This window comes from Sinomonas sp. P47F7 (assembly GCF_049332655.1).
In the GTDB taxonomy this organism is placed as follows: Bacteria; Actinomycetota; Actinomycetes; order Actinomycetales; family Micrococcaceae; genus Sinomonas.
On sequence record NZ_CP186327.1, the window covers coordinates 1,317,617 to 1,342,633 of the forward strand.

A 25,017-nucleotide genomic window follows, 5' to 3' on the forward strand; every position below is an offset into this window, starting at 1 on the left:
CGGTGCGGCCGGCGCGGCGCCGCTCGCGTGGCGCGACCGCGGGCGCGCGGCGGCCCGCGGACATCCGGCTCGCGCGGTTCCTCGAGCAGTCGCTCGTGGACCTCGACGGGCTGCGGATGGCCCTCCCGAAGCTTCCCGGCTGCGAGTTCCTCGCGGCTGGCGCGCCGTGGTTCTTCACGCTGTTCGGGCGGGATTCGCTGTGGGCCGCGCGTTTCCTGCTTCCGCTCGGGACCGAGCTCGCCGAGGGGACGCTCAGTGTGCTCGCGTCCTACCAGGGGACCACGGCGGACGCCGAGGCCCAGGAGGAGCCGGGCAAGATCATGCACGAGCTGCGGCGCGCCGCGCTCACGCTCCACGGCGAGCAGATCAGCCTCCCGCCGATCTACTACGGGACGGTCGACGCGACCCCGCTCTGGCTGTGCGTCCTGTACGACGCGCGGCGCGCGGGGATGGCCGTCGACGCCGTCGAACGCCTCCTGCCGCACGCCGAGCGCGCGCTCGCGTGGGTGGCCGCCGGGGTGCGCGACGACTACCTCCGGTACTTCGACACGACCGGGCACGGCCTCGCGAACCAGGGGTGGAAGGACTCGGGGGACGCGGTCCAGTTCCGGGACGGGCGCCTCGCGAAGGGGTCCATCTCGCTGTGCGAGGTCCAGGCGTACGCGCACGAGGCGCTCGTGCACGGGGCGGAGTTGCTCGAGGCGTTCGGCCGGGCCGGGAGCCCGGCGGACGGCACGTCGCCGGCCCAGCTGCGCGACGCGGCGGGGAGCCTGGCGGCGCGATTCCGGGCCGACTTCTGGCTCGAGGATGAGCTTGGGCCGTACGTCGCGATCGCGCTCGACGGCGACGGCGTGCCGGTCGACACCGCGACCTCGAACATGGGGCACCTGCTCGGCACGGGGCTGCTGACGGCCGAGGAGGAGGCGATCGTCGCGCGGCGGCTCGTGGACCCCGAGCTCGACTCGGGGTACGGCCTCCGGACCCTCGCGACGTCGAGCGCCGGGTACTGGCCGCTCAAGTACCACGGCGGCTCCGTGTGGGCGCACGATACCGCGATCGCGATTCGCGGCCTCGCCGCAACCGGTCACACGGCCGAGGCGGGCCAGCTCGCCGAGGGGCTGCTCAAGGCAGCTGAGTCGTTCGGGTACCGGATGCCTGAGCTGCACTCGGGTGACCCGGCTACGGGAGAGCGGCGCGCCGCCCGGGCCGTCCCGTACCCCTCCGCGTGCCGGCCGCAGGCGTGGTCGGCGGCCTCCGCCGTCGTCATCGCGGACGCCCTCGGGGAGCTCGCCTAGCCCGTTTCGGATTCCGACCGCGTTTCATGCACCCAAACGGCGTGTCGCTATGCGACACGCCGTTTGGGGCTAGATTCGGCAGCCAATCAAGGTCGTGAACTGGTGCGGGGCGCGCCCTCGGGACGGGACGGACGACGGCGGGTGGCTCAGTACGCCTGCCAGGCCGGCTTCTGCGCGTGCGTGTACTGGTAGTACTCCGTGTGCTCGAGCTGCGACGCGGCCGCCGTGTCCACGAGCACCGTGGTGTGCGGGTGGAGCTGGAGGGCCGAGGCCGGGCAGTTCGCCGCGATCGGGCCCTCGACGGCGGCCGCGATCGCCCGCGCCTTCGGCTCCCCGAGGCCGATGAGCAGCAGGTGCCGGGCCTCGCGGATGGTCCCGAGGCCCTGTGTGAGGACGTGGTGCGGGACGTCCTCGAGGCTCGGGAAGAACCGCGCGTTGTCCCGGCGGGTCTGCTCCGTGAGCGTCTTGATCCGCGTGCGGGAGGCGAGGGAGGACATCGGCTCGTTGAAGCCCACGTGCCCGTCCGTGCCAATCCCGAGCAGCTGGACATCGACGCCCCCGGCCGCAGCGATCTCGGCGTCGTAGCGGGCCGCCTCCGCTTCGGGGTCATCCGCCTGCCCGTCGATGCTGTGGACCGCGCCGACGCGGAAGTCGACGCTGTCCGTGAACTCGCGGCGGATCACCGAGCGGTAGGACTCCGGGTGGTCTGCGGGGAGCCCGAGGTACTCGTCGAGCGTGAACGCCTGGGCGTCGGCGAAGGAGAGGCCCTCGTCGCGGTGGCGGCGGATCAGCTCCCGGTACGTGCCGAGGGGGGTCGAGCCGGTTGCGAGGCCGAGGACCGCGGGGCCCCTCTCGACGCGGGCCTGGATGATGTCCGCCGCGGTGCGTGCCACGGCGTTGGCGTCGGGCAGGACGATGATCTCCATGTGCTGGTTCCCGGCGCTTACTTCGCGGGCTCGGTCTCGACCGAGACCTCGTCGTCCTCGCGTCCCGGGGTCCGGAGGTTCCACCGCTTGATGACGAACGAGAACAGGAAGTAGTAGATCGCTCCGTACGCGAGGCCGATCGGGATGAGCAGCCACGCGTTCTGCGCTTTGCCGAAGTTCAGGATGAAGTCGATGAGCCCCGCGGAGAACGTGAAGCCGTCGTGGATCCCGAGCAGATTGACGAGGGCGAGGGACGTCCCGGTCAGCACGGCGTGGATCACGTAGAGCGGGAACGCGACGAACATGAACGAGTACTCGATCGGCTCCGTAATGCCCGTGAGGAACGCGGTCAGCGCGGTCGAGAGCATGATGCCGCCCACGATCTTCTTCTGCGAGGGCTTCGCGTGCCGCCAGATGGCGAGGGCAGCGGCCGGGAGGCCGAACATCATGATCGGGAAGAAGCCGGTCATGAACGTTCCCGCGCTCGGATCGCCGGCGAAGAAGCGGTTGAGGTCGCCGCGCACGAGCGTCCCAGAGGCGTTCGTGTAGTCGCCGACGAGGAACCAGACCATGGAGTTGAGGATGTGGTGCAGGCCCGCGGGGATGAGCATGCGGTTCGCGAAGCCGTAGACCCCGCCGCCGATCACGGTATTGGACGCCACGGACTGCCCGACCCACGAGAGGGCCGCGTTGAAGAGCGGGTACAGGAACGAGAGGACGACGCCGACCACGAGGCTCGTGACGGAGGTCAGGATGGGCACGAGGCGGCGGCCCGAGAAGAAGCCGAGGAAGTCGGGCAGCTTGGTGCGGTAGAACCGCTGCCAGAGCCCCGCTGAGAGCAGGCCCACGATGATGCCGGCGAGGACGCCGTAGTTGATGACGGCGGGCTTGCCCGCGGGATCGGTCTGACCCGCGAGGACCACGGGGCTCATGGCCTTGAAGACCCCGTCGATCACCATGTAGCCGACCACGGCGGCGAGCGCCGTGGAGCCGTCCGCCTTCTTGGCCCAGCCGATCGCGATGCCGACGGCGAAGATGAGCGGGAGCCACGTGAAGACCGCGTTGCCCGCGGCGGAGATGACCGAGGCGCCGGCCTGGAAGCCGGGGATCGCGCCGAGCAGGTCGGCCTGGCCGAGGCGCAGGAGGATGCCGGCCGCAGGCAGGACCGCGATCGGCAGCATGAGGGTGCGGCCTAGCCGCTGGAGGGTGGCGAAGACCGCGTTCGGCTTCTTCTCGCCGGTCAGGACGGCCGCATCAGAGGTAGACATCGCATGCACCTTTGCGTGAATCGAAGGGGGCTGGGAGACCTGTCGGATGAGCAGGTAATGTCTGGTTATGACCAGTTCAGTGTGATGTGTGTCGCGGCCCCGTGTCAAGGGGTGCGGGTGCTCGGCCGCCAGAGGCGCGGCCGCTAGATCAGAGCCGCACTTCCATGCTGAGCGCGTAGCGGTCCGAGCGGTACCACGAGCGCGCATGCTCGATCGCGAGATCGCCGGAGAACGAGGTCCGGTCGAAGGACAGCACGGGCCCGCCGGCCTCCATGCCGAGCAGCACCGCGACGTCGGTGGGCGCGGCCTCGGCGCGGACGGTCTGCCTGGCCCGGTCGATCTGGTGGCCGAACTCTGCGGCGAGGGCGCGATAGATCGAGCCCGTGAGGTCGATGCCGAGCAGCCCGCCGGCGTGCTCCGCGCTGTACCACGCGTCGTCGACGCTCACCGGCCGTCCGTCGGCCAGACGCAGGCGCCGGATGTGGATCGCCTCGGCGCCCCGCGCGAGGCTGAGCGCGGAGGCGGAGTCTGGTGGCGCCGTCGTCCGTTCCGCGGTGAGGACCACGGTGCTCGGGGTGAGCCCCTGGGCCTCGATCTCCTGCGTGAACGAGGCGAGGTGGAGCGTGGACTGGACCGCGGAATCGGCCACGAACGTGCCCTTTCCCGGCACGCGGACCAAATGCCCGTCCGTGACGAGGCGGCCTATCGCGGCCCGGACCGTGATCCTGCTGACCCCGTACGCGTCCATGAGCGTGCGCTCGCTCGGGAGGAGCGCGCCGGGCGCCAGTTGGTCCTTCGCGAGGCGGAGGAGGATGGCGCGGAGCTGCTCGTGCTTGGGCACGGGGCTGTCATTCAGTGCGGACGACGGCGACCAGTCCTCGTGCGATGCACTCACCCGAGCCTCCGCTCCCTTGGGGTATCGATTCGGTGGTCGAATCGGTGTCCGAATCGGTGGTTCGATCCAGTCAGGACCATGGTAGGTCACGCTACCCTAGGCGGAGGCACGATTTCCTAGGAGGCCGCGTGAGCGCGACAACCCTGACCGCCCGTGCGGTCCTGCTCGACATGGACGGGACCCTCGTGAACTCCGACGCCGTCGTGGAACGCGTGTGGCGGCGGTGGGCCGCTCGGCACGCCCTCGACCCCGCCCACGTCCTCTCCGTGATCCACGGGCGGCAGGGCCATCTGAGCATGGCGCTCCTGCTCCCGGAGCGGCCCGTCGAGGAGAACCTCGCCGAGAACGCGAGCATGCTCGCCGAGGAGAGCTCGGACGTGGACGGCGTGATGGCAGTGCCCGGGGCACCCGCCCTGCTCGAGGCGCTCGTCGGCGCGCCGCACGCGCTCGTGACCTCGGCCGACGACACCCTGGCCCGCGTGCGCATGGGCGCCGCCGGTCTCCCGCTCCCGCCGCTCCTCATCACGGCCGAGCTCGTCTCCGCGAGCAAGCCCGATCCCGAGGGTTTCCTCAAGGCCGCGGCGCGGCTCGGCGTGGATCCGGGCGAGTGCCTCGTGCTCGAGGACTCCGAGGCCGGCATCCTCGCTGGCCTCTCGGCCGGGATGCGGGTGCTCGGCGTGGGCCCGCGCGCCGCGGCCTTCGGCCCCACGCATCACACGCCGGACCTCGCGGGCATCACGGTCGAGTACGCCCCCGGCGGGAGCATCAGCCTCACCCTCGCGGACGCCCCCTAGGTTGCGGGGTCCCGTCCGTCGGGTTGCGGGGTCCCGTCCGTCGGGTTGTGGGGTCCCGTCCCCCTAGTGGCGGGCCGCGAGGAGCTGCTCCCGCAGGATGTCCGCGTGGCCGCAGTGCTGCGCGAGCTCCCGGAGCATGTGCAGATACACCCAGCGCAGGGGGAGCGGGCCCCGCCGGTTGCCGAGCACCTCGTCGTCGAGCGTGAAGCCCGCCGCCGCGCGCCGCGAGTCCTCGCACGCCGCACGGTGGGCGGCTTGGACCGACGCGATGGTGTCGCCGTCGTCGAGGATGAACGATTCGTCGGGGGTCGCCGGAATGCCGATCTCCTGGCGCGAGCGCAGCGTGATCGCCTCGTCGAACCACACCTTTTCGACGAACGCGGCATGCTTCACGAGGCCCAGCAGCGTGGTTCGGGACGGCACGAGCGAGGTCCGCGCCTCGGCCTCCGTGAGCCCGTCGAGGCACGCGTGCAGCGCGGCGCGGTGCTCGTCGATGAAGGTTTCGAACTGCGTGCGGAGGTCGGCGTGGAAGGACTCGCGGTCCATGCTCGGCATCGTGGTCATGGGCCGGAGTCTAGCCGGGCGCGCGGCGGGCCCAGCGTGGGGCGTGCTCGGGGAGCGGCCCGACCGCCACGAAGCGCGCAGGGATGGCCTGCAGGACGGGGAACTCCTCGAGGATCCGGAGCGGCAGCGGGAGCGCCCCGTCCGGCTCGGCCCCGGGACGGTCGAACGCGTCCTCGTCCAGGATCCTGCCGACCACGCCGCGGTGCGCGGCCTGCTGGAATCCCTGCACGAGCACCGTGGGCCACCAGCGCCGCCGCTGCACGCTCTGCAGAACGGACTCGGGCACCGGCCCGCCCCTCAGGAGCGCGGGCCGCACGATCCGGGCTGCCGCAACGGCGTCCTGGATCGCGAGGTTGATGCCCACGCCGCCCACGGGGCTCATCGCGTGCGCCGCGTCGCCGATCACGAGCAGTCCGGGGAGGTGCCACCGTTCGAGGCGGTCGAGCCTCACCTCGAGCAGCTTGACGTCCTCGAACGACGACGGCGCGCCGGCCAGGCGGTCCGCGAGCCACGGCTGGAGCGCGGCGAGGCGCGCGCGGAACCGCTCGAGGCCCTCCGCCCGCAGCTTGGCGTCGGCGCCCTTGCGGATGATGTAGCCGCACTGCCAGTAGTCGCCACGGTCGACCATGATGAGGAACTGCCCGCGGGACGCACGGCCGAAGCCGCCGTCGGGGTCGTCCGCGTGGCGCGGGACGCGGAACCACCACACGTCCATCGGCGCACCGAACGCGTGCGGCGTGAGCCCGGCGGCGTCGCGGACGGCCGACCAGCGCCCGTCGCACGCGACCACGAGATCCGCCTCGAGCGTGTGCTCGGCCCCGTCCTCTTTGCCGCTGGCGCGATCCCGCCACGCGACGCCGGTGACCCTTCCGCCGCCCGGACCGGCGCCGTCGTGCGCGGTTGCCGGGCCGCCTGCCGCGCCCGCCGCGCCGCCCTCGCGCAGGAGGCCCGTGACCTCGGCGTTGCGCAGGAGCCGGAAGCCCGGCTCGCGCGCGGCCGCGTCGGCGAGGAGCTCGAGCAGGTCCCACTGCGGCACGAGCGCGATGTGCGGGTGCGGGCCGTGAAGCCGCGAGAGGTCGCCGATGCGGGCGGTTCCGGCGTCGAGCTGCGCGGCGACCTGCGTGATGCGCCGCTGGGGGATCGCGGCGAACGCGGGCCCGAGGCCGAGCTCGTCGAGCAGTGTGAGCGTGGAGGAGTGGACCGTGTCGCCGCGGAAGTCCCGGAGGAAGTCGGCGTGCTTCTCGAGGACCGTGACGGCGACGCCGGCCCGAGCCAAGAGGAGTCCGAGGAACAGTCCCGCGGGCCCGGCGCCGGCGATGGCGACGCGCGTGCGATCGTTCGCAGCCATGGGTTCAGCTTCTCACGCAATGGCCGGGTTTTCGCGGGTGCAAGCGGCTCGCACCCGCAAAAACCCGGCCATTCGGCGCGGGGTCAGCTGAGCGTCACCGGCTGACCCGGGAGCGGCCAGCCGAGCACGCGCTTGGGCCGGGGCGAGGCGAAGGTGCGGACCTTCGATGTGGTGAGGCCGAGGCGCACGAGCGATTCCGCCGTCGCGACCGCTGCCGCGACGCCGTCGACCACGGGGACGCCGCAGCGCTCGCGGATGCGCGCCTCGAGTTCCGCCATCCCGCCGCAGCCGAGCACGATCACCTCGGCCTTGTCCTCGCGGACGGCCCACTCGGCCTCCGCGACGATCGCTTCGATCGCCGCCTCCGGGTTCGACTCGAGTTCGAGGACCGCGAGCCCGGATGCTCGGACCGAGGCGCAGCGCGCGCCGAGCCCCGCGAGCTTGAGCCGGTCCTCGATGAGCGGGACGGTGCGGTCGAGCGTTGTGACGACGGAGTATTTGTGCCCGAGGTACATCGCCGTCGCGGCCGCGGCCTCGGTGATGTCCACGACCGGCACGTCGAGGAGCTCCTGGAGCCCCTCGCGCCCGTGCTCGCCGTAGCCGGCCTGGACCACCGCGTCGAACTCGCCCTCGTACCGCGTGACGGCGTCCATGACCGCGACGGCCGCGAGGTAGCTCTCGAAGTTCCCCTCGCACGAATCCGCGCCGAACCGCGGCGTGAGGCCCACGATCTCCGTGCCTGGAAGCGCCGCGCGGCGTGCCTGCGCGGCGATCGCGTCGGTCATGGACTGGGTGGTGTTGACGTTGGCAACGAGGATGCGCATCGGGGGCTCTTTCGTCGGCTGCGGCTCGGGGCGGCTTCGGGCTGGCTGCGGGCTGGCTTCGGGCGGGAGGGTTTGGGCGGACGGGCGGGGTGGGAAGGACGGGTGGCGCGGACGACGGCGGCGGGTGAGCGCCGCCGTCGTCCGCGGCTGGGGTGGGTTAGGGCTGGGGGTCAGGCCGCGGGGACGGGCTCTGACTCGCCGGTCTTGATGTGCGGGCGGACCCGCTCGAGGACCGCGAAGGCGACGAAGCCGATGCCGCAGCCGACGAACCACGAGTAGTCCGAGATCCACTGGGCCTGGCCGACGATCGTCGGGATGAGGACCGACGCGATGGCGGGGACACCGGAGAGGATCATGGCCCACACGGCGTTGGGGTTGAAGCCGTTGACGAACCAGTAGCGGCCCTTCGGGCTCATGGTGTACATCTCCTCGACCCAGATCCGCTGGCGGCTCACCACGAAGTAGCCGGCGATGAGGATCCCGAAGAGCGGGCCGATGAGGGCGCCCAAGATGCCGAGGGAGTACTGGATCGCGGTCGCGTTGGAGTACCAGTTCCACGGCGTGAGGATCACGGAGCCCACCGCGGCGATCATGCCGCCCATGCGCCACGAGATCTTCTGCGGGTTGACGTGGGAGAAGTCGAACGCGGGGGAGATGAAGTTGGCCACGATGTTGATGCCGACGGTCGCGATGACGAACGTCAGGCCGCCGAGGATCGTGGCGAACGGAGCGTCGATGCGGGAGACGGTCTCGATCGGGTCGGTGATGAGCTCGCCGAACACGGGAACCGTGGCGGACGCCGTGATGACGGTCAGGAGGGAGAAGAAGAGGAAGTTGATGGGCAGGCCGAGCAGGTTGCCCTTCTTGACCGCCTTGAACGACTTGGCGTAGCGGGAGAAGTCGCCGAAGTTGAGCATCGGGCCGGAGAAGTAGCTGACCACGAGGGCGACGGCAGAGAGCATGACCGGGATCGAGGCGCCGAAGTCGAGCGGCTTGCCCGCGGACAGGTTGAACGAGACGCGGTCCCAGCCGGCGTTGGCCACGAGGTAGACCGCCAGGAGGATCATGACGACGTAGACGGCAGGGCCGGCCCAGTCGACGAACTTCTTGATGGCCTCCATACCGCGCCAGAAGACGAGGCCCTGGGCAACCCAGAGGATCGCGTAGGCGACGTAGCCGAGGGGCGAGAGGCCCAGGAAGCCGTGTTCGTTCACCGCGAGCGGGGCGAGGGACGGCCAGAACTTGAGCATCACGATCACGAGCGACTGGGACGCGAGGTACGTCTGCACGCCGTACCAGGCGATCGCGATGAGTCCTCGGATGATCGCGGGGATGTTGGCTCCGCGGACGCCGAAGATCGCGCGGTTGATCACGGGGTAGGGGACGCCCGTCGCCTGGCTCGGCTTCGCGACGAGGTTGCAGAAGAACTGGACGATCAGGATCCCGACGACGAGGGAGACCAGGACCTGCCAGGACGCGAGCCCGAGGGCGAAGAGGCTGCCCGCCGTGACGTAGCCGCCCACGCTGTGAACGTCCGACATCCAGAAGGCGAAGATGTTGTAGGAGCCCCACTTCTGCTCCTTGAGCGGATCGAGGTCCTTGTTCGAAAGGCGGGGGTCGCGGTCCGGCTGGTGGGCCGCGGCGCCGTCGGACGACGGCGCCGCCGTGCGTTCCGTAGTGAGGGTGAGGGGGGTATTCAGCGGCTGGACGACGGTGTCCGGGGTGCTGTTCATGGTTCTCTTTCGGATCGATGGTTGCGGTGGGGGAACCGCGGGGATCCGCTGGCCTGTTGCGCTGTGAGGCTCAGCTTCCGGCGCTGGCGCCGGGTGCGGTGAGTCTCAGTGGGGTGTGACTGGGGTCTCATCGCTTGGTATACAAGATAGCTCTGGGATACCAGGCTTGGCAATAGATTCGTGGATATAATTTTCCGTCATGTGAGATGACGTGACTCGTCGGGATCTAGGGCGTGTCTGATAAATGTCGCAGCCACGCGATCGTCGCGTTGAGAACAACGGCGGCGCGGTAGACGATTGCGAGCTTGTCGTAGCGGGTGGCGAGCCCTCGCCATTGCTTGAGGTGGCAGAAGCGGCGTTCGACGACGTTGCGGTTGCGGTAGTCGGCGGCGTCGAAGGCCGGCGGCCTGCCGCCTCGTGAGCCGCGGCGTTTGCGGTGGCCCTTCTGGTCATCGGGCTCGGGGATGACGGCCTTGATGTCCCGGGTGCGCAGGTGGGTACGGATCGCGCGCGAGGAGTAGGCCTTGTCCCCGCGCAGCGCATCCGGAACGGTCCGGGGTCGGCCGCGCCCGATGCGCGCCACTTTCAAGGCCTCCAGGAGCGGCAGGAGCATCGGGGAGTCGGCGGCCTGCCCCGGGGTGCAGGCGGTCACCAGGGGCAGGCCGTGCCCGTCGACGAGCTGGTGGATCTTGGTCGTCAGGCCGCCGCGGGAGCGCCCGACCGAATGGTCAGGCGGCTCCGCGGCCGGATTCATGTAGTTCGACGAAGCCCCCTGTCGTGCGGGCGATGTTGGTCGCGTGCTGGTGGGCGCGGGCGATCGTGGAGTCCACGGACAGGCTCCAGTCGATCTTCCCGGCCGCGTCCGCGGCCGCCGTCAGACGGGACAGGACCCGGTCCCAGGTCCCGTCCCCGGCCAGGCGCCGGTGCCAGGTCCACACCGTCTGCCACGGACCGAACACCTCCGGCAGGTCACGCCAGGCGATCCCGCACCGGTACCGGTACACGATCCCCTCGACCATCGACCGGGCATCGGCGAACGGCCGCCCCTTCCGACCGGTCGGGCGGGGCAGCAGATCCTCGATCAGCGACCACTGGGCATCGGAGAGCAACTGGAACCGAGACACGCCCCCAACGATTGCAGAGCGAACGCCCCGAATTTGTCAGACACGCCCTAAGCGGGCCGCACGCACGAGCGCCGCACCGTCGTCGTGCGCGTCAGGGGACGCGCGCGACGCCGATGCGGCGCTCGCACGGGGGATAGGGCCGGCCGAAGCCGGTTGGCTGCTAGGGCTTAGGCCGCCGGAAGCTGGAGGACCTGGCCCGGGAAGATGAGGTTCGGGTTCGCGATGATCTTCGAGTTGGCGTCGGCGAGCTGCTGCCAGCCGTTGAGGCCGAGCTGCTCGGCGATGCCGCTGAGGGTGTCGCCGGCCTTGACCGTGTAGGTCTGGCCCGAGACCGGAACCGTGGCGGCGTGCCGCGGAGCGGACTGGGCCGGAGCCTGCTGAACCGGGGCCTGCTGCACGGGAGCCTGCTGGACGGGTGCGGCCTGGGCCGGCGCGGCCTGGACGGGGGTCGGGTTGGCGCCCGCGGTGCCGGACAGGCCGAGCTTCGCGGAGCATGCCGGCCACGCGCCCCAGCCCTGGCTCGCGAGCACACGCTCGGCGACAGCGATCTGCTGCGCCTTCGAGGCCTGGTTCGGCATGCCCGTGCCGCCGAAGGACTGCCACGTGCCCAGCGTGAACTGGAGGCCGCCGTAGTAGCCATTGCCGGTGTTGATGGCCCAGTTGCCGCCGGACTCGCACTGCGCGATGGCGTCCCACGTGGACGTGCTCGCGGCGTTGGCGGCGGGAGCGGCCAGAGCGGCGCCGCCAAGGGCGGCACCGGAAATGGCTGCGAGGGCGAGGGAACGACGTGCGGCGGTGGTGAAAGTGTTCTTTTTCATGGGTTTCTCACAGATGCACGGGGCTCCACCGGCACTCGTTCCGTCCCCGGAAGTCCGCGTGCGCCGCCGGCCCCTGACAGATCGAGGTCAGGACGATGGTGACTGCACAGACGGCGGCGAGCGGTGGACGGCAGTACCCGGCATATATGGCCGACGTGCTGGGGATCGCCGACGTTGTACCCGCATCAGGGGCGGCTCGTTACCGAACCTTGATCTACCGTAAGGTAAGAATCAGCCGTTGCAAAATCGTGATCAAAATCGCGTGACCCAACTCAGGTCAAAAGAGTGCGAACATCCTCAGCGGTCAGCGCCGACCCGAACAGCGCGTCGTCGTCCATGACGGACGTGAACAGGGCGGCCTTCTTCTCCTTGAGCTCCATGACCTTCTCCTCGATCGTGCCGCGCGCCACGAGCCGATATGTCATGACCGTGCGCGTCTGGCCGATGCGGTGCGTGCGGTCCACGGCCTGGGCCTCGGCGGCCGGGTTCCACCACGGGTCGAGCAGGAAACAGTAGTCGGCCTCGGTGAGGTTGAGCCCCACGCCACCGGCCTTGAGCGAGATGAGGAACACCGGGGCATCGCCCTCCTTGAACCCCTGAACCACGTGGCCGCGGCGCTTCGTGGAGCCGTCGAGATAGGAGTAGCGGATCCCCTCGGCGTCGAGCCGCGCGCCCGCCATCTTGAGGAAGGACGTGAACTGGCTGAACACGAGGGCCCGGTGCCCCTCGGCGATGACGTCGGCGAGCTGCTCGAGCAGAACGTCGAGCTTCGCCGGGGGCGGGCCGGCGAGTTCGGGGTCCACGAGCGATGGGTCGAGTGCCATGAGCCGCAGGAGCGTGAGCGAGCGGAACACGATGAAACGGTTCCGGTCGAGGTCCTCGACGAGGCCCAGCACCTTCTCGCGCTCGCGCTGGAGGTACTGCTCGTAGAGGCGCCGGTGCTTCGGCGCGAGCTCGACGTCGAGGCGCTGCTCGACCTTCTCCGGCAGTTCCGAGGCGACGGCCTCCTTGGTGCGCCGCAGCATGAGCGGGCGCACCCGGCGGCGCAGCCTCCCGAGCCGCCCCGCGTCGCCGCCCTTCTCGATGGGCCGCGCGAACTCCTGCGCGAAGTGGTTCGCGCCCGGGAAGAGGCCCGGCGCGACGATCGCGAAGAGCGACCACAGCTCCATGAGGCTGTTCTCCAGCGGGGTGCCCGTGAGCGCGAGCTTGAACGGCACGTCCAGGTCCCGCGCATACTGATGCGCCTTCGTCGCGCGGTTCTTGAGGAACTGGGCCTCGTCCATGACGAGCCCGTCCCACGCGAGCGCCGAGTACGCGTCGACGTCGAGCCGGAACAGCGCGTAGCTCGTCACCACGATGTCCGCGCCGGCCACGGTCGCCGAGAGCGGGACGCCCGCGGCCTGCTCCGTGTCCCCGACCGCGACGGTCTTGAGCGACGGCGCGAAGCGGGCGGCCTCGGCGGCCCAGTTGGGCACCACGGAGGTCGGCGCGACCACGAGGAACGGACGACGGCGCCCCTCACCATCCGCGCCCGGCGTCGCCTCGCGCGCGTGGTCTCGCGCGTGGAGGAACAGGGCCAGCGTCTGGAGCGTCTTGCCGAGGCCCATGTCGTCGGCGAGGACGCCCCCGAGCCCGTTCCGCCAGAGGAACGCGAGCCACTGAAAGCCCTCGCGCTGGTAGGGGCGCAGCTCGGCGGCGAGGCCCTCGGGAACCGCCGCGGGATCGAGGGCCGCAGGGTCCAGGAGCCCGCGGACCGTGTCGCGCCATCGCGGCGGCTCGACCGTCTGGCCCGCGATCTCGGCGATCTCGTCCCAGAGCCCCGCCTGGTAGAGGCTCAACCGGGGCGGTTGGGGCGGGCCGCCGTCGGCGCGCCACTCGCGCAGCTCGTGCGACTCGTCGATGAGGTCCTTGAGCCGCAGGATCTCCGGGGTGTCGATCCGGAACCACGACTTGTCCGGCAGCATGACCTTCGTGCGTCCCTTCGCGAGTGCCACGAAGATGTCCTGGAACGCGATCTGGCGGCCCTCGATCGAGACCATGAGCCCGAGGTCGAACCAGTCGCGCTTCTCGCTCTCGACGGCGCTCAGCACGAGCTCGGGCGCCCCGTCGAGGCGCCGGTAGTCGGGCTGCTCGCCCCGCAGCGCCACTTCGACCCCGGGGACGGCGCGCAGCTCCGGCAGCGTGCGCTCGGCGAAGTCGGCGGTGTCGAGGTCGGTGAGCGTCGCCTCGCCGAGGGCACGCCGTCCGAGGGCGCTGTCCTCGAGCGCCCCCGCGACGCGCTCGATCGCGTCCGACTCGGCGGCCTCGTCCCGCACGTGGCGCTCGCCCGCCGCCGAATAGAGCGGGAGCTGCCGCACGCCGTCGCCCGTTCTGTACTCCCAGTGCCACGCGAGGCGCAGGCGGTCGCGGGGCTCGAACGTCGCGGTGAGGACGAGCACGGGCGGCTCGACGCGCGGCAAGTCCACGCTCTCATCCCCGCTTGCGACGGCCAGGCTGCGCGCGAGGTCGGGGTAGAGGTCGGCGAAGAACGCGTCGCGGTCCTCCTCGGGCACGGCGATCGCCTCGCGCCGGTGCAGGAGCGCCCGTTCGCGCTCGCTCAGGCGCCGGGACGTCGGTGCCACGACGATGAGCTCCTCGCTCCCGCGGTGCAGCGCGGCGTACGCGCCGTGATCGCCCACCGCGCCCGCCGACGCCGCGGGGACCTCCTCGCCGTCGAAGGCGAGCGACGGCGCGACCGTGAGCCCGCCGTCGTCCGCGGAGCGCACGTCGAGCCCCACCTCGGCGAGGCCCGCAACGTGGATGCGGCCGTTCTTCCGCGGCGCCACGAGCGCGACGCCCGCCGCCTTCGCATCGGCGAGGACCGCCCACAGGAGCGGGCTCGCGAAGTCGTCGAGATAGATCCACGAGTCCGGGCCGCGCCAGTGGTCGCCGCCGTCGGAGAGCTGGAGCGGCTGGAGCTGTTGCAGCACGCGGAACTGCGCGGGCTTGTACAGGCCGTGGTGGTCGCGCCGCGCGAACGTCTGCCAGCTCAGCGTGCCCTTTCCCCAGCGGCCCGTGCCGGGGTTGAAGCTCACGGGCCGGATCCCGAGCTTCGTGCCCTCGCGGCGCTGCCGCGCGTAGGCCGCGCCGAAGCGCTTGCGCGCCTCGCGGTCGAGGTCGCGGAGCTCGAACTGAAGACCGAGCGGCGCCTCGCGCGAGGGCCGCGCCGCCGCGCTCGGGGCGAGGATTTCGGCGAGGGCCGCGCGCCACGCGGGCTGCGTGGGTGCCGTGGAGGGGAGGGCGGGGGTCTGCGCTGCGAGGCCCATGCGCGCACGGACCGTCTGCTCGTTGGCCACGAGCAGCGCGGCGAGGACGTGCTTGCAGTCGCCCGCGACCGGGCACGAGCACCAGCCGCCCGCGAACACGTCGCGGCCCGAGACTCGGCGAATCCGGGCGACGCACTCATAGGGTTCGTCCTCGCTGCCCTGGACCTGCGCCGAGAGCGCTCCCGTCTCCGGGTTCCAGTCAAGATTCAGAACGTGACCGCCCCGGGCGTACGCCGTGGCACGCGCGATGGTCGCCGGGCCCACCGCCCGGATGAGCCCCGGCACGTCGACCATCGGCAGGTCGGCGGGGTTCGGCCCGGGCTGAGGCACGGCGGAGAGGGACACGGTGCAATCCTCCCACGCAGGCCCGACAACCCAGCGGGCCGCAGCTCGAGAACGCTAGAGCGCGGTCGTGGCCTCCCGCGCCGCCGGCGCGACGTCGCCCGTGCCGAGGCCCACGAGCGTCCAGCCGGCGGCCGCCCACGCCTCGCGATCCAGGACGTTCCGCGCGTCGACCATGACGGGCCGCGCCACGATCTCGGCGAGCTCGAGCGGGTTGAGCCCGCGATACTCGGCCCACTCGGTGAGCAGCAGGACCGCCTCGGCGCCCTCGCACGCCGTCGCGGCCGACTGCTCGAACTGCAGCTGCGGGTAGCGCATCCACGCGTTGTTGATGGCCTTCGGGTCCGTCACGACCACGTGGGCGCCCGCCTCGGCGAGCTGCAGCGCGACGTCGAGCGCGGGGGAGTCGCGGATGTCGTCGGTGTCCGGCTTGAACGCCGCCCCGAGCACCGCCACGCGGCGGCCCGCGACGGAGCCGCCGCAGAGCTCCGCGGTCATCGCGGCGACGCGCCCGCGCTGGTTGATGTTGATCTGGTCCACGAGGCCCATCCACGCGTCGACCGAGTCGACCGCGAGCTCGCGGGCCTGGGCCCGGAACGAGCGGATGTCCTTGGGGAGGCAGCCGCCGCCGAAGCCGAGCCCCGCCGCGAGGTACCGCTGGCCGATGCGCGGGTCGAGGCCCATCGCGGCGGAGAGCTGCGTGACGTCGGCCCCGGCCGCGTCGCACAGCTCGGCCATCGCGTTGATGTAGGAGAGCTTCGTGGCGAGGTACGCGTTCGCCGCCGACTTGATGAGCTCCGCCGTCGCGAAGTTGCACACGATCCGCGGGACCCCCGCGTGCAGGAGCGGCGCGTAGACCTCGTCGAGCACGCGGATCGTGTTGGCGGCCGTCGCGCTCCCCGCGCCCGGCTCGGCCCCGTCCACGCCGTACACGAGGCGGTCCGGCACGAGCGAATCCTTCACGGCCGTGCCCTGCCGCAGGAACTCGGGGTTCCACGCGAGCTCGACGTCGGCCTGTGCGAGCCACTCCCGCACCCGGTGGACCGTGCCCACCGGGACGGTGGACTTGCCGACGACGACGGAGCCCGCCCGCGCGCGATCGGCGAGCGAGCGCGTGGCCGACTCGAGGTACGTCAGGTCCGCGAGCTCGCTCGTCTTCGACTGCGGCGTCCCGACGCACAGGAAGTGCACGTCGCAGTCCGCTACGAGGTCCATGTCGGTGGAGAACGTGAGCCGGTTGGTGGTGCGCCCGTCGGCGAGGAGCTCCTCGAGGCCGGGCTCGTAGAACGGTGCGAAGCCGCGCGAGAGGTGTCCCACCTTCTCGGCATCGGTGTCGATTCCCACCACATCGTGACCCATCGACGCCAGCGTCGCGGCGTGGACCGCTCCGAGGTAGCCGCATCCGATGACCGAGATCTTCATGTGGGTCCTTTCAGGTCAGGCGAGGGCGAGCGGCGCGCGGGCCGCGATGACGTCTTCGTAGTGGCGCACGAGCTGGTCGCAGATCGAGGACCACGTGCGGCCCTGAACGCTCTGCAGGGCCGCCTCGGCGAACGCGGCACGCTTCGCGTCGTCGCCGATGAGGTCCTGCACGTAGGAGCGGAGCTCGTTGAGCTGGCCGGGCGTGTAGAGCCAGCCGGTCTTGGAGTTGTCCACGAGGTCGAGGGGCCCGCCGCGGCCGGTCGCGACGACCGGCACGCCGGACGCCATGGCCTCCTGGATGGTCTGGCAGAACGTCTCGAACTCGCCGGGGTGGACGAACAGGTCGAAGCTCGCCACGAGCCGGGCCAGGTCTTCGCCGCCCTGGAAGCCCGCGAAGTATGCCGACGGCAGCTGGGCCTCGAGGGTCGGGCGCAGCGGCCCGTCGCCCACGATCACGAGCTTCGTGTTCGGCAGGTCGGCGAGCACGCGGAGGTCCTCGACCTGCTTCTCGGCGGCGAGGCGGCCCACATAGCCGATGATCCTGCGGGGAGTCCCGTCGGGGGCGAGGCCGGCGACGGAGGCCCGCCACGCGGCGTCGCGCTTTGACGGGTGGAAACGCTGGGTGTCAACGCCGCGGCGCCACATTTCGACGTCGAAGATGCCGCGACCGCGCAGCTGGTTGATCGCGAACGACGACGGCGCGAGCGTACGGTCCGAGAGGAGGTGGATCTTCTCGACCCGTTGCCACGCCCAGTTCTCGAGGAACGGGACGCCGTACCGGGCCGCGTAGCTCGGGACCTCGGTCTGGTAGATCGCCACGGTGGGGATGCCGAGGCTGTGGGCGGCGCGGACGGCGCGCCAGCCGAGCTCGAACGGGGAGGCGAGGTGGACGACGTCGGGCGCAAACTTTCTCAGGATGCGCTTGACCTTCGGGACGGCCCCGAACGCGACGCGGACTTTGGCGTACCCGGCCATCGGCATCGCCGGGAGGCGGCGCACGAGAGCACCGGAAACGTACTCGGGGCCGGGAGCGCCATCGCCGGCGGGGGCGATCACGAGGACCTCGTCGCCACGCTCCTGGAGATGGTCAAGGACCCGCAGGACTGAGTGGGTCACGCCGTTCATCTGCGGAAGGAACGATTCGGCAACTATCGCTATCCTCACGCTTCCACGGTCGGTGCGGTTCCTAACGAGATGGCGGAAACGCCGTGACGCAGAGGGGAAGCCTTGGTTAACGCGAGGGTTGCGAAGGTTGCGCGCGCAGGCCCGGCGCGAAGGCCGCGATGCCGCCGACGACGACGGCGAGCGCCCCGAGCCCCCAGCCGATCCCCGCGCCGGTCGCCACGGCACCCACGAGGAGCGGGCCGCCGGCGTCGCCGAGTTCGCGGCCGAGCTCGGCGGAGCCCATCGTGCGGCCCATCAGCTCGGTCGGCGTCGAATCGGCCAGGTGTGCGAATGCGACAGGCGTAGCGATGCCGATCCCCGCGCCGACCAGCAGCGCCGCGGCGTACACGGGCATCGCGGACCACGGCCCCGGCGCGAACGGCGTGAGGACGGCCACGAGGGCGCCGGCCGCGATCACGAGGAGCCCGCCGGCCATGCCCGCGCCGTCGCGAATCCTGCCCGCGTCACGGAGCCGGCCCACGCGCGGCTGAATGATCGAGGAGGCGAGCGCGAGGACGGTGACGGCACCGATGGACTCGACGGTGCCGAGCCCCGAGCGCGCCGCGAGAGCAGGGAGGAAGCCGACGGCGGCGCCGAGCGATCCGGTGGCGGCCGCGAGCACGAGCGTCGACCCGAGGAACGAGCGCTCCGTGAGCTGGCGCACAAGGTCCGCGACGGTGTACCGCGGGCGGGGGAGGGGCTCGAGGCGCGGCACGCCCGCCGCCACCCAGCCGGCGACGCCGAGCGCGAGCACCGCGAGCGCCCCGAACAGCAGCGGGAACCCGCCGACGAGCAGCGCCCCCGCACCGAGAAGGGGCCCGAACGCGTATCCGAGTCCCTTCCACGCGCCGTACCGGCCGAAGTAGCGGCCCGTGCGCGTGCCCGCGAGCCGCGCGACGCTTGCCGACGAGGCGGGGGAGAACGCCGACGCGGCGGCGCCCTGTCCGAGGCGCGCGACGGCGAGGAGCAGCGGCTGCCCCGACCACAGCCCCACGAGGGATGCGACCGCGAAGCCGAGCAGCCCTCCCACGATCACGGGCTTCGGTCCGATCCGGTCCGCGAGCGTGCCGAAGATCGGCTTGAGGAAGACCTCCGCGACGTCGTACAGCGCGAGCAGCACGCCGAGCACGAGCAGGTTGAGGCCGATGTCCTCGCTCTCGGCGCCCAGGCCCGCGGCGATGCTGTGGGCGCCGAACGCGGTGGTGAATCCCGCCGCGTACAGGGGGACGACGACGGCGCGCGAGGGCGCGGGCGTGGGCTGGGCGTCGGAAGGGCTCACCCGTGAAGTCTATGGAAGCGGGCGCCGGCGCGGAGAAGGATGACGGCGGGGCATGGACGACGGCGCGGACCTCGCCTAGTCGGTCCGCGCCGTCTTTCGGATGGCTTCCTGGTTGCCGGCGCTACGCCTGATCCTCGACGTTGTTCGCCACGTACCAACCTGCCCCGGCCATGAGCAGGCCGAGGACGATCATCATCCAGCTGTCCACCGTGCTGAACGCAAAGACGTTCGCGGTGGATGTTCCGGTGACGAACCCGTAGATCGCGAGGACCACGTAGAGGCCGCCGAACCACATGAGGAACCGGCGCGCGCCCATCGAGGTGCGTCCCATCACGATGCCGACGACGCCAATGACGATCTGCACAACGTTCAACAGCATCGAGGTCTGGAAGACGTTGAACAGCATCGCGTGCGAATCCGGCCCAAGGAATTTCAGGTCGCTGTAGCCCTGCGTGAGTCCGGGGATGAACCCGAAGATTCCGACGAGGCCCCAGAGAGCGCCAACCCCCATGGCGAGCAGTTGGATGTCCTTGCGACCAAAGTGGACGCCGTGGTGTGCGTGCGGCGCGGCGGTAGTCATCGTTCCTCCTACCCTGTTGACCTGCCCGTGAGGCAAACGCCCCCAAGGCGCTGGTGTCACGGCGCGCCACCCCTCCGGTCCCACCCCGGAGGGCGGGCGTTGGTCGCAGCATCAACACGTTAATTCTACGTCCGGTAGTGGAAACGAGTATGTGCTGAAGATCACATCCTCAGGGGTGGAATCAGGAAATGCGGAGGCGGTGGGCGCCGTTGCCGCCAACATGACCCTTGAGTACACGGAAGAGAACACGGGCGCGGCCGGGCAGCGCTCGGCGGCCATCGAGGAGCTCTTCGAGCCCGTCAGCCTCGGATCCCTGCGGGTCCCCAACCGCTTCGCGATGGCGCCGATGACCAGGGAGTTCTCCCCTGACGGCACCGTGACCCACGACGTCGCGGGCTACTACGCGCGCCGGGCCGCGGCGGGAGTCGGCCTCCTCATCACCGAGGGCGTCTACGTTTCCGAGGACTCGGGTCCGAGCACCCGCGTGCCGCGTCTCTTCGGCGAGCCTCAGCTCGCGGCGTGGAAGCGGCTCGTCGACGCTGTGCACGCCGAGGGCGGGCTGATCGCCCCGCAGCTCTGGCATCTGGGCGCGGAGCGCGGGGACCATCCCTCGTTCAATCCGCAGCTTCCGACGCTGAGCCCGTCCGGCCTCTCGTCCTCGGGCAAGGCCCGCGGCCGGGCAGCGACCGTCGCCGAGCTCGAGCGCATCCGCGACGACTTTGCGCGCGCCGCACTCGCGGCCAAGGATGCGGGCTTCGACGCCGTAGAACTCCACGGCGCCCACGGCTACCTCCTCGACCAGTTCCTGTGGGAGGGCACGAACCGCCGCGAGGATCAGTACGGAGGCTCGCTCGAGGCGCGGACGCGCTTCCCGGCTGAGGTCGCCGCGGCCGTGCGCGACGCCGTCGGCCCCGAGCTGCCCGTGATCTTCCGCTTCTCCCAGTGGAAGTCGGGTGACTACTCGGCCCGCATCGCCACCACGCCGGCGGAGCTCGAGGCGCTCCTCGGCACGCTCGCGAAGGCGGGCGTCTCGGCGTTCCACGCGTCGACCCGCCGCCACTGGGAGCCTGCGTTCCCGGAGGTCGAGGGGCCCGAAGGGCGGCTGGGGCTGGCCGGGTGGGCCAAGAAGGTCACCGGGCTGCCCTCGATCGCGGTGGGCTCCGTTGGCCTCGACGACGCGTTCCAAGTCGCGTTCCAGTCGGGTGGCCGCGCTGAGACGATCGGCCTGGGCCCCGTCCTGGAGCAGCTCGGCCGCGGCGAGTTCGACCTCATTGCGCTGGGGCGGGTGCTCCTGAGCGATCCCGCGTGGGTCGAAAAGGTGCGCGAGGGCCGCCACGCCGAGATCCTCCCGTTCCGTGCCGAGGACCGCGAGACGCTCAGCTAGGAACTCCGCCGCGTTCCCGTCCGGTTGATCTGTCCCAATCGGCCGGGAACGCGACGGGTCGCGACGCGACGCGGACTTCCGCCCGGAAGAAGTGGACAGGAGGCCGCGGGCTTCTACGGCCGCGCCTGAGCGAGGCCCGCGGCGGTCCATGGCAAAGTGGAACGCGATGAAGTTGCGCGCCGATCAGCAAGGGCTCCGCGGCCTGCCGATGCCGCTGTGGCTCCAGGGTGCGGTCGAGTCCCTGCAGGCCGTGATCCTCTCGGCCGTCATGGCAATCGCGCCGATTGCGACGGTCTGGCTCACGGGAGGGTTCGGCTCGCTGCCGGCCGAGGCGGCCGGGCGGCTCGCGGGCCAGGCCTGGCTCCTCGCCCACGGCGTGCCGCTCCGACTCAACGGCGCGGGGCTCGCGCCGATCGGCGGCACGTCCCCCACGTCGAGCGTCCTGAGCCTCATCCCGCTCGGCTTTGCGCTCGTCCCGTTCCTCCTCTCGTGGCGCGCAGGACGGCGCCTGGCCCGCGCGTCGTATGCCGACACGCTGTGGCAGGCCATCCTCGGCGCCGCTGGAATGTACGCCCTCGCGGGCTTCGCCACGGCGTTCGTGTGCAGCACGCCGGAGGTGAGCGCGAGCACGGGGCTCGGCGCCTCGGTCCCGCTCGTCCCGGTGGTTCTCGGCCTCGTGATCGGGGCCCGGCGCGAGGCCGGCTCATGGACTCGGCTCATCGGTGTGGACGCCGTGGACTGGATCGCCCGCACCGGTCAGTATTCCCGCTGGACGGGAAGCTATCTGTGGGCCGTGATCCGTGCGGGCTTCGTGGCCGCGGTCGCGGCGTTCGGACTCGCTGCGGCGCTCCTCGCGCTCGATCTGGCGATCCGCTGGGCGGACGTCGTGACGGTCTACGAGGCGCTCGGCTCTGGCGGCGTCGGCGGCGCCGCGCTCACGCTCGCCCAGCTCGGCTATCTTCCGAATCTCGCGGTCTGGACGCTCGCGTGGTCCTCGGGGGCCGGCGTCGTCCTCGGCACCGGATCGACGGCGGGCGCACTCACGACGGCGGTGGGTCCCCTCCCGCCGATCCCCGTCCTCGCCGCGATCCCCACCTCGTCCGTCCCGCTCACTTCCGTGGCCGTGGTCCTGGCTGTGCTCGCGGGAGTCTTCGGCGGGTGGTGGTTCCAGCGCGCGGGCGAGGATCACCTCGACGAGTGGCTCGCCATCAAGGTTCCCGCGCGGTGGTTCACGGCGACGGTCTCCGCGCTCGTCCTCGGGCTGCTCGTGGGCGCCGTGGCCGGGGCCCTGTGCGCCGGGACGGCCTGGCTCTCGGGTGGGTCCGCGGGCGTGGGGCGCTTCACATCGCTCGGCCCGAACCCGCTCTGGACGCTCGTGTGGGTCGGGGCGGAGGTCGCCGTCGGCGCCGTGATCGGCTACGCGCTGGGCCCGTGGCTCGAGCGGGGCCAGCTCGCGCGCTCGGCCGCGACGAGCATCGGCTAGCGGCGTGCTCCGGAAGGGGCGCGCGGTGCCGGTCGCCTAAGGTTGATCCATGCGCATCGTGGTCCTCGTCTCCGGCACCGGCTCCAATCTCCAGGCGGTCATCGACGCCGTCAAGGCCGGTGAGCTCGAGGTCGAGATCGGCGCCGTGGGCGCGGACCGCGACGGGACCTACGGGATTGAGCGCTCGGAAGAGGCCGGGCTCGAGACGTTCGTGGTGAACTTCAACTCGTTCCCCACGCGCGCCGAATGGGACGCCGCGCTCGCAGAGCGCGTCGCCTCGTACGCCCCGGACCTCGTGGTCTCCTCGGGCTTCATGCGGATCGTGAGCCCCGAGTTCATCGAGCGCTTCGGCGGGCGCTACCTCAACACCCACCCCGCGCTGCTCCCCGCATTCCCGGGCGCCCACGGGGTCCGCGACGCGCTCGCCTACGGCGTCAAGGTCACCGGCTGCACGGTGCACTGGGCCGACGCCGGCGTGGACACGGGCCCGATCATCGCCCAGGAGGCGCTCGCCATCGCCGAGGACGACGACGAGGAGTCGCTCCACGAGCGCATCAAGGTCGTCGAGCGGCGGCTCCTCATCGACGTCCTGCGCCGCCTCGGGGCTGGGGAGCTCACGGCGCCGTCGAGCGGGACATCCGCCGCTTAGTCCTCCGCGGCATCCCCCGATCGGGGGATGCACACATCGGCCTCCTGACGATTGCCGCGGCGCGCCAAACCACGTCATGCTCGTCGCATGAGAACCACTCCTGCCGATCTAGCGGTCCGCGTCCGCGGGCTGCGCAAGGAATATGGCGACCTGACCGCCGTCGCCGGCATTGACCTCGACATTGCCCGCGGTGAGACGTTCGTCCTGCTGGGCCCGAACGGCGCCGGCAAGTCCACGACCGTCGAGATCCTCGAGGGCTACCGCCGCCGCACTGCGGGCGAGGTGAGCGTGCTCGGCGCCGACCCGGCCCACGCGCGCCTCGACTGGAAGGCGCGGCTCGGGATCGTCCTGCAGTCCACGGGGGAGAGCGGCCAGTACACGGTCCGGGAGCAGCTCGCCCACTTCGCGCGCTTCTACCCGAACCCCCGCGACGTCGAGGACGTGATCGCGGCCGTGGGCCTCGAGAAGCAGGCCAAGACCCGGATCGGCAAGCTCTCGGGCGGCCAGCAGCGCCGCGTCGACGTCGCGCTCGCGATTGTGGGGCGCCCGGAGCTGCTGTTCCTCGACGAGCCGACCACGGGCTTCGACCCCGAGGCTCGGCGCGAATTCTGGAAGCTCATCGAGCAGCTCAAGGCCGAGGGGACCACGATCCTCCTCACCACCCACTACCTCGACGAGGCCGCCCGCCTCGGCGATCGGGGCGGCGTGATCGTGGGCGGCCGCCTCGTCGCGGTGGGCCACATCGACGAGCTCGGCGGCGCGGAGGCGCGCATCCCCGTGGTGCGCTGGCGCGACGAGTCGGGCGCCCCGCGTGAGGAGCGCACCCAGCGCCCGGCCGAGCTCGTCGCGGAGCTCGCGCGCCGGTTCGGGGGCGAGCCGCGGGAACTCGAGGTCATCCGTCCGAGCCTCGAAGACGTCTATCTGGGATTGGTCCATGGCGCGGGCTCGCAGGCCTCCGCGGCGGAACTCGTCGAGGAAGGGGAGCTGGCATGAGCGTCATGTCGCTGGGAATGGCCCGCACGGGCTACGAGACCAAGGGGTACTTCCGCTCGCCGGACACTGTCTTCTTCACGTTCCTCTTCCCGATGCTCATGCTCGGGATCTTCGCGGCGGCGTTCAGCTCGCGCGGGGACATCAGCCTCGGGCCGGGCTCGCCGGACCACGTCTCGGTCGCCGCGTACTACCTGCCCGGCATGCTCGCGGCGGGGATCCTGCTCTCCGGCGTCCAGAACCTCGCGGTGGACATCGCGGGGGAGAAGGGCGACGGCACGCTCAAGCGGCTCGGCGGGACCCCGCTCTCCCCCGTCTCCTACTTCCTCGGCAAGCTCGGCCGGGTGTTCGTGACGGCGGTCCTGCAGGCGGCCATGCTCATCGTCGTCTCGAAGTTCGCGTTCGGCGTTGCCCTGCCCACGTCGTGGGACGCGTGGAGCACATTCGCGTGGGTCTTCGTCCTCGGCACCGTGACGTCCGCGCTGCTCGGCATCGCGCTCTCCGCCCTGCCGAGGAGCAGCCGGAGCGCGACCGCCGTCGTCGTGCCGATCGTGCTCGTGCTGCAGTTCATCTCCGGGGTCTACCTCCAGTTCTCGATGCTTCCCGACTGGATGCAGAACCTTGCGAGCGTCTTCCCGCTCAAGTGGATCGCCCAGGGGATGCGCTCGGTGTTCCTGCCCGATGGGTTCAAGGCGCTCGAACAGCACGGGAGCTGGGAGCTCGGCTGGGTCGGAGTGTGGCTTGTGGTGTGGCTCGTCGTGGGGCTCCTCGTGAGCCGCCTGACGTTCCGCTGGATCCGGCGCGACGCCTGAGGCGCGCGCCGTCGTCGT

The 25,017-nt window shown here is 71.3% G+C and carries 21 protein-coding genes; 7 read left to right on the plus strand and 14 right to left on the minus strand.

From position 1 onward, the window contains the following. The first annotated feature begins 2 nt into the window (after window positions 1-2). Window positions 3-1,295: an amylo-alpha-1,6-glucosidase gene (locus ACOKR1_RS06320; protein WP_422935856.1), complete on the plus strand. Its 1,293-nt coding sequence runs from the start codon at window positions 3-5 to the stop codon at window positions 1,293-1,295. Between the two features lie 146 nt (window positions 1,296-1,441). On the opposite strand, the gene nagB is transcribed toward ACOKR1_RS06320, so the two are convergent. From nagB to ACOKR1_RS06335, 3 genes are all read right to left on the minus strand, one after another. Continuing rightward, entirely contained in the window at window positions 1,442-2,221 is a 780-nt protein-coding gene (gene nagB, locus ACOKR1_RS06325) for a glucosamine-6-phosphate deaminase (RefSeq protein WP_422935857.1), read from the minus strand. 17 nt (window positions 2,222-2,238) lie between these two features. Then, window positions 2,239-3,489, minus strand: a complete 1,251-nt coding sequence (locus ACOKR1_RS06330; protein ID WP_422935858.1) for a PTS transporter subunit EIIC — start codon at window positions 3,487-3,489, stop codon at window positions 2,239-2,241. Window positions 3,490-3,637: 148 nt separating this feature from the next. After that, window positions 3,638-4,384, minus strand: a complete 747-nt coding sequence (locus ACOKR1_RS06335; RefSeq protein WP_422935859.1) for a GntR family transcriptional regulator — start codon at window positions 4,382-4,384, stop codon at window positions 3,638-3,640. A 128-nt stretch (window positions 4,385-4,512) separates the two neighbouring features. On the opposite strand from ACOKR1_RS06335, the gene ACOKR1_RS06340 reads away from it, so the two are divergent. Continuing rightward, window positions 4,513-5,178 (plus strand): HAD-IA family hydrolase, encoded by a 666-nt coding sequence (locus ACOKR1_RS06340; RefSeq protein ID WP_422935860.1) that lies wholly within the window; start codon window positions 4,513-4,515, stop codon window positions 5,176-5,178. A 63-nt stretch (window positions 5,179-5,241) separates the two neighbouring features. Here ACOKR1_RS06340 and ACOKR1_RS06345 read toward each other — a convergent pair whose 3' ends face one another. The 11 genes from ACOKR1_RS06345 to ACOKR1_RS06395 all read right to left on the minus strand — a co-directional run bounded on the left by ACOKR1_RS06345 (window position 5,242) and on the right by ACOKR1_RS06395 (window position 19,681). After that, window positions 5,242-5,742 (minus strand): DinB family protein, encoded by a 501-nt coding sequence (locus ACOKR1_RS06345; RefSeq protein WP_422935861.1) that lies wholly within the window; start codon window positions 5,740-5,742, stop codon window positions 5,242-5,244. A 10-nt stretch (window positions 5,743-5,752) separates the two neighbouring features. Then, complete coding sequence (locus tag ACOKR1_RS06350) at window positions 5,753-7,090, minus strand: FAD-dependent oxidoreductase (RefSeq protein ID WP_422935862.1); 1,338 nt, start codon at window positions 7,088-7,090, stop codon at window positions 5,753-5,755. Window positions 7,091-7,173: 83 nt separating this feature from the next. Next, on the minus strand, window positions 7,174-7,914 hold the full coding sequence (locus tag ACOKR1_RS06355; protein ID WP_422935863.1) for an aspartate/glutamate racemase family protein: 741 nt from the start codon (window positions 7,912-7,914) through the stop codon (window positions 7,174-7,176). 170 nt (window positions 7,915-8,084) lie between these two features. Next, a complete protein-coding gene (locus tag ACOKR1_RS06360) occupies window positions 8,085-9,647 on the minus strand; it encodes an NCS1 family nucleobase:cation symporter-1 (protein WP_422935864.1) in 1,563 nt (520 codons plus the stop codon). A gap of 226 nt (window positions 9,648-9,873) precedes the next feature. Further along, window positions 9,874-10,771, minus strand: a protein-coding gene (locus ACOKR1_RS06365; protein ID WP_422934230.1) for an IS5 family transposase whose coding sequence is annotated in 2 segments (ribosomal slippage) — window positions 9,874-10,419 and window positions 10,421-10,771 — 897 coding nt in all. Because the reading frame shifts where the segments join, the coding sequence is not laid out codon by codon here. A gap of 167 nt (window positions 10,772-10,938) precedes the next feature. Continuing rightward, window positions 10,939-11,589 carry a transglycosylase family protein gene (locus tag ACOKR1_RS06370; RefSeq protein ID WP_422935865.1) on the minus strand — a complete coding sequence of 217 codons (651 nt, stop codon included), beginning with the start codon at window positions 11,587-11,589 and terminating at the stop codon, window positions 10,939-10,941. 272 nt (window positions 11,590-11,861) lie between these two features. Then, window positions 11,862-15,239, minus strand: coding sequence for an SNF2-related protein (locus ACOKR1_RS06375; protein ID WP_422935866.1), 3,378 nt, complete (start codon window positions 15,237-15,239; stop codon window positions 11,862-11,864). A 54-nt stretch (window positions 15,240-15,293) separates the two neighbouring features. Continuing rightward, a complete protein-coding gene (locus ACOKR1_RS06380; protein WP_422935867.1) occupies window positions 15,294-16,658 on the minus strand; it encodes a UDP-glucose dehydrogenase family protein in 1,365 nt (454 codons plus the stop codon). 15 nt (window positions 16,659-16,673) lie between these two features. Continuing rightward, window positions 16,674-17,822, minus strand: coding sequence for a glycosyltransferase family 4 protein (locus ACOKR1_RS06385; protein ID WP_422935868.1), 1,149 nt, complete (start codon window positions 17,820-17,822; stop codon window positions 16,674-16,676). 67 nt (window positions 17,823-17,889) lie between these two features. After that, the gene (locus tag ACOKR1_RS06390) at window positions 17,890-19,101 is read right to left on the minus strand and encodes an MFS transporter (protein WP_422935869.1); all 1,212 of its coding nucleotides are present in this window, start codon (window positions 19,099-19,101) and stop codon (window positions 17,890-17,892) included. Between the two features lie 121 nt (window positions 19,102-19,222). Beyond that, on the minus strand, window positions 19,223-19,681 hold the full coding sequence (locus ACOKR1_RS06395; RefSeq protein WP_415856904.1) for a DUF4383 domain-containing protein: 459 nt from the start codon (window positions 19,679-19,681) through the stop codon (window positions 19,223-19,225). Between the two features lie 199 nt (window positions 19,682-19,880). On the opposite strand from ACOKR1_RS06395, the gene ACOKR1_RS06400 reads away from it, so the two are divergent. The 5 genes from ACOKR1_RS06400 to ACOKR1_RS06420 all read left to right on the plus strand — a co-directional run bounded on the left by ACOKR1_RS06400 (window position 19,881) and on the right by ACOKR1_RS06420 (window position 24,999). Beyond that, a complete protein-coding gene (locus ACOKR1_RS06400) occupies window positions 19,881-21,065 on the plus strand; it encodes a 12-oxophytodienoate reductase (RefSeq protein WP_422935870.1) in 1,185 nt (394 codons plus the stop codon). 166 nt (window positions 21,066-21,231) lie between these two features. Further along, window positions 21,232-22,548, plus strand: coding sequence for a DUF6350 family protein (locus ACOKR1_RS06405; protein ID WP_422936573.1), 1,317 nt, complete (start codon window positions 21,232-21,234; stop codon window positions 22,546-22,548). 49 nt (window positions 22,549-22,597) lie between these two features. Further along, complete coding sequence (gene purN, locus ACOKR1_RS06410; protein WP_422935871.1) at window positions 22,598-23,197, plus strand: phosphoribosylglycinamide formyltransferase; 600 nt, start codon at window positions 22,598-22,600, stop codon at window positions 23,195-23,197. Between the two features lie 87 nt (window positions 23,198-23,284). Beyond that, window positions 23,285-24,190: an ABC transporter ATP-binding protein gene (locus ACOKR1_RS06415; RefSeq protein ID WP_422935872.1), complete on the plus strand. Its 906-nt coding sequence runs from the start codon at window positions 23,285-23,287 to the stop codon at window positions 24,188-24,190. Continuing rightward, complete coding sequence (locus tag ACOKR1_RS06420) at window positions 24,187-24,999, plus strand: ABC transporter permease (RefSeq protein ID WP_422935873.1); 813 nt, start codon at window positions 24,187-24,189, stop codon at window positions 24,997-24,999. The genes ACOKR1_RS06415 and ACOKR1_RS06420 overlap by 4 nt, the downstream gene beginning before the upstream one ends. Window positions 25,000-25,017: the final 18 nt, after the last annotated feature.